This is a genomic window from Streptomyces sp. CO7 (assembly GCF_053474865.1).
This window is the reverse complement of sequence record NZ_JBRIOU010000002.1, coordinates 1,640,553-1,643,197: the sequence shown is the minus strand read 5'-3', so window position 1 is coordinate 1,643,197 and position 2,645 is coordinate 1,640,553. Positions and strand designations below refer to the sequence as shown.

4 protein-coding genes are annotated in these 2,645 nt (G+C 72.4%); 1 reads left to right on the top strand and 3 read right to left on the bottom strand.

What is annotated here, in order from left to right:
- A partial coding sequence (locus tag ACOV8S_RS09635) for a helix-turn-helix domain-containing protein (protein WP_448317289.1) occupies window positions 1-292 on the bottom strand: 292 nt, incomplete at its 3' end.
- 282 nt (window positions 293-574) lie between these two features.
- Between ACOV8S_RS09635 and ACOV8S_RS09630 the strand changes: the two genes are divergently transcribed.
- Complete coding sequence (locus ACOV8S_RS09630) at window positions 575-835, top strand: hypothetical protein (RefSeq protein ID WP_448317288.1); 261 nt, start codon at window positions 575-577, stop codon at window positions 833-835.
- A 114-nt stretch (window positions 836-949) separates the two neighbouring features.
- Here the strand turns inward: ACOV8S_RS09630 and tpg are convergent, their stop codons facing one another.
- Both tpg and tap read right to left on the bottom strand, forming a co-directional pair.
- A complete protein-coding gene (gene tpg, locus ACOV8S_RS09625) occupies window positions 950-1,507 on the bottom strand; it encodes a telomere-protecting terminal protein Tpg (protein WP_448317287.1) in 558 nt (185 codons plus the stop codon).
- Window positions 1,508-1,522: 15 nt separating this feature from the next.
- A partial coding sequence (tap, locus tag ACOV8S_RS09620; RefSeq protein ID WP_448317286.1) for a telomere-associated protein Tap occupies window positions 1,523-2,645 on the bottom strand: 1,123 nt, incomplete at its 5' end.

The following is a 2,645-nucleotide window of genomic DNA, read 5'->3' as shown; positions in this document are numbered from 1 at the left end:
GTGCGGTGTCGAGTGCGTGGCCCTCGCCCTCCTCGCCACGGCGGGCACGGTCGGCGGCCTCCCACGCGGCGCGGAACTCCGCCGGGTCGGCCCCCATCGCCCGGCAGAGGTCGCGCACCACGGGCCAGACCGGCACGCTCTCGCCCCGGAAGTAGCGGGAGAGCGACGAGTCGCTGATGCGGACCTGCGCCTCCAGGGCGCGCAGTGTGCAGCCCGACCGCTGCTGGAGTCCGCGTAGCGCGTTCGCCAGATTCCGCACCGCCGCGTCGCGCTCCGGCCGCGAACCGGTCATCGAAGGCCCTTCCGCCGAGCAGGACGACGGGACGACGCGGTCCCACGCGACCGTCCCGCCTCCCGGGACGAGGACGTCCCAGCAGGTCAGAACCCTATTTGTCCCGACATCGGTGAATCAAGCGGGATCCGGTGGCGAAAGCGCGCCTGCCTGCGCAAACTCGGCGTACCGGCTCGACGGATCACCCCCGAGGGTGAGCGTCCGCCGCTTCCGATCCTGGTCCTGGCCGTGCCGGCGAACGCCGCTCGGCGGGGCCGAACCCCTCTCCGAAAGGGCTTCATCATGCGTGTACGTACGGCACTCACGGCTTTCGCGACGATCACGGCGGTCGCGATCGGTGCGGCCTCGGCAGCGCCCGCCTTCGCCGCGCCCCACGGTGCGGCCACCGCGTGGGCGGCCGACAGCCTCGACGTCCACCGCGGCAAGTACGTCACCCTGGGCGGGTGCCAGACGGCGGGCCAGCAGGGCATCGAGCGCGGGCACTGGGACCGCTACCAGTGCGCCGAGGGCACCTTCTTCTGGAACCTGTGGACCAACCGCTGACCCGCTCGAGCCGGTCGCCGGCCTCGCCCCGGTCGGGGTGGGGCCGGCGGACGGCGCCCGGCTCCGCCCCGACGGGGTGTCGGCTGCATCTTCTCGCCCTGCGACCGGCGGCTGTCAGAGCTCGAACTCCAGGTGCTCCACGTCGGTGAAGCGGACCTCCTCCAGGCTGCCGGCGCGGCGTCCGCCGTCCTGGAAGTAGACCTCCCTGAGGGCTTCGGCGGCGATCTGCTGGAGCTGCTGGTCTCCGGCGCCGGCTTCGTGGGCGTCGAAGAGGCGGGCGGCGTGCTGCGGGGGCAGGGCGACGGTCAGGTGCCGGATGCGGTCCTGGTCGGTCGACCCGATGGGTGCGGTGTAGCCGAGGCGGGCGCGGGTGTCGATGACGATGCCGTCGGTGGTGGCGGCCCTGGCCCTGACCCTGGCCCGGACCTGCGGCTGCCAGCGCTTCCTGACCTCGCGTTCCAGACGCGCGGCGAGGTCGGGGCGCGGCCTTCTGATCTGGTTCTTCACGTACCGCTCAACGGTGCGCTGGGAGACCCGCAGCAGTTGGGCGACCGGCTTCGTGCCGCCGAGCTGCTTGACCAGGTAGCGCATCTGCGTGCCCGCCCTCTTGGGCGCCGGACGGGTGAACGCCCTCTCGACGGCGGCGTCCAGGCCTTTTGCGAACATGCTCATCGCCTGTCCTCTCCCCTACTCGCCGGTGTCGGTGTCGGTGACGCTGCCGTCCTTGATGTAGCGGGCGAGGTTGAGGTCCGGGGCGTCGAACCGTTCGCGGACCTCCTCACCCCACAGGACGCTCTGGGTGCCCTCGTGCTTGACCAGTCCGGGATTGACGCCGAGTTTGAAGCCGCCGGGCAGCGGCTTGCCGTCGTGGTAGGGCAGGAGATCGAGCGGCGAGGGGCCGGCGGCGGCGTAGACGACACAGTCGGAGAGGATCGCCACGGGGTAGCGGCCGGTGAACGCCGCGTGCTTGACGATCTTGCGGTGGAGGTTGACGCGGGTGCGGGAGATGACGGCCGCGCGGATGTCGGGCCGCCACGTCGGCCGGGACAGGGCGCGCCACGGCAGACCGGGTCGCCAGCCCTCGCCCCGGGGTCGCTCGCGCAGTTTGCCGAGGCCTCCCTTGACGGTGGCCTTGATCGCGGAGACGACGATCGCCAGGTGCGGGTCGCGTTCCTTGTGGTGGCGCATCGCGGTGAGGAAGTCGGCCGCGGGCATGTCGGGGTGGACGCCGAGGTCGGCCATCGTGGCGAGGTAGGCGTCGCGCAGCCGCTGGTACCAGCCGTCCAGGTAGCGGCCGTTCTCGGGGCGCACGTAGGCCTCCAGCGGCTGCACGTCGTAGCCGAGTTCGACGGCGTACGCGACGGTGGGGGTGGCGTACCAGGCCGGTCCCTCGGGTCGTTCGCCCTTGGGGGTGAACGGGGAGGGCAGCAGGTCGGCGTCCAGACGGACCCACTGCTTGCCCACCTTGACCCGTGACAGGTCGACGTGGGAGAGGTCCACCAGCCAGCTGCCGGGCAGCTTGGGGTCGAACGCGGGGCGCGTGACGTGGGTGGGCGCCCCGAGGCCGACGGTCAGGCCGTTGGCACCGGCGGCGAAGGCCATGTTGACGTCGATGCCGACCAGGTGCCGCAGGGTGCACTCGTCGTCCGTCATCGGGCGGGCCCAGTCGTAGGCCTCCTCGAACAGCTTCTGCTCCGGTCCGCGGATGTGGAAGCGCGGGAGGCCGGCCAGGACGGGGTGGCCGTCCGGCGCCTCGCACGGCGCCGGGTCGACGGGGTGGCTGCCCAGCGAGCCGGGGTTGTGCTCGGAG

Excerpts from the sequence above, each read along its gene's own strand:
- ACOV8S_RS09630 (WP_448317288.1), top strand. The coding sequence starts at position 575 with ATGCGTGTACGTACGGCACTCACGGCTTTCGCGACGATCACGGCGGTC.
- tpg (WP_448317287.1), bottom strand. The coding sequence starts at position 1,507 with ATGAGCATGTTCGCAAAAGGCCTGGACGCCGCCGTCGAGAGGGCGTTC.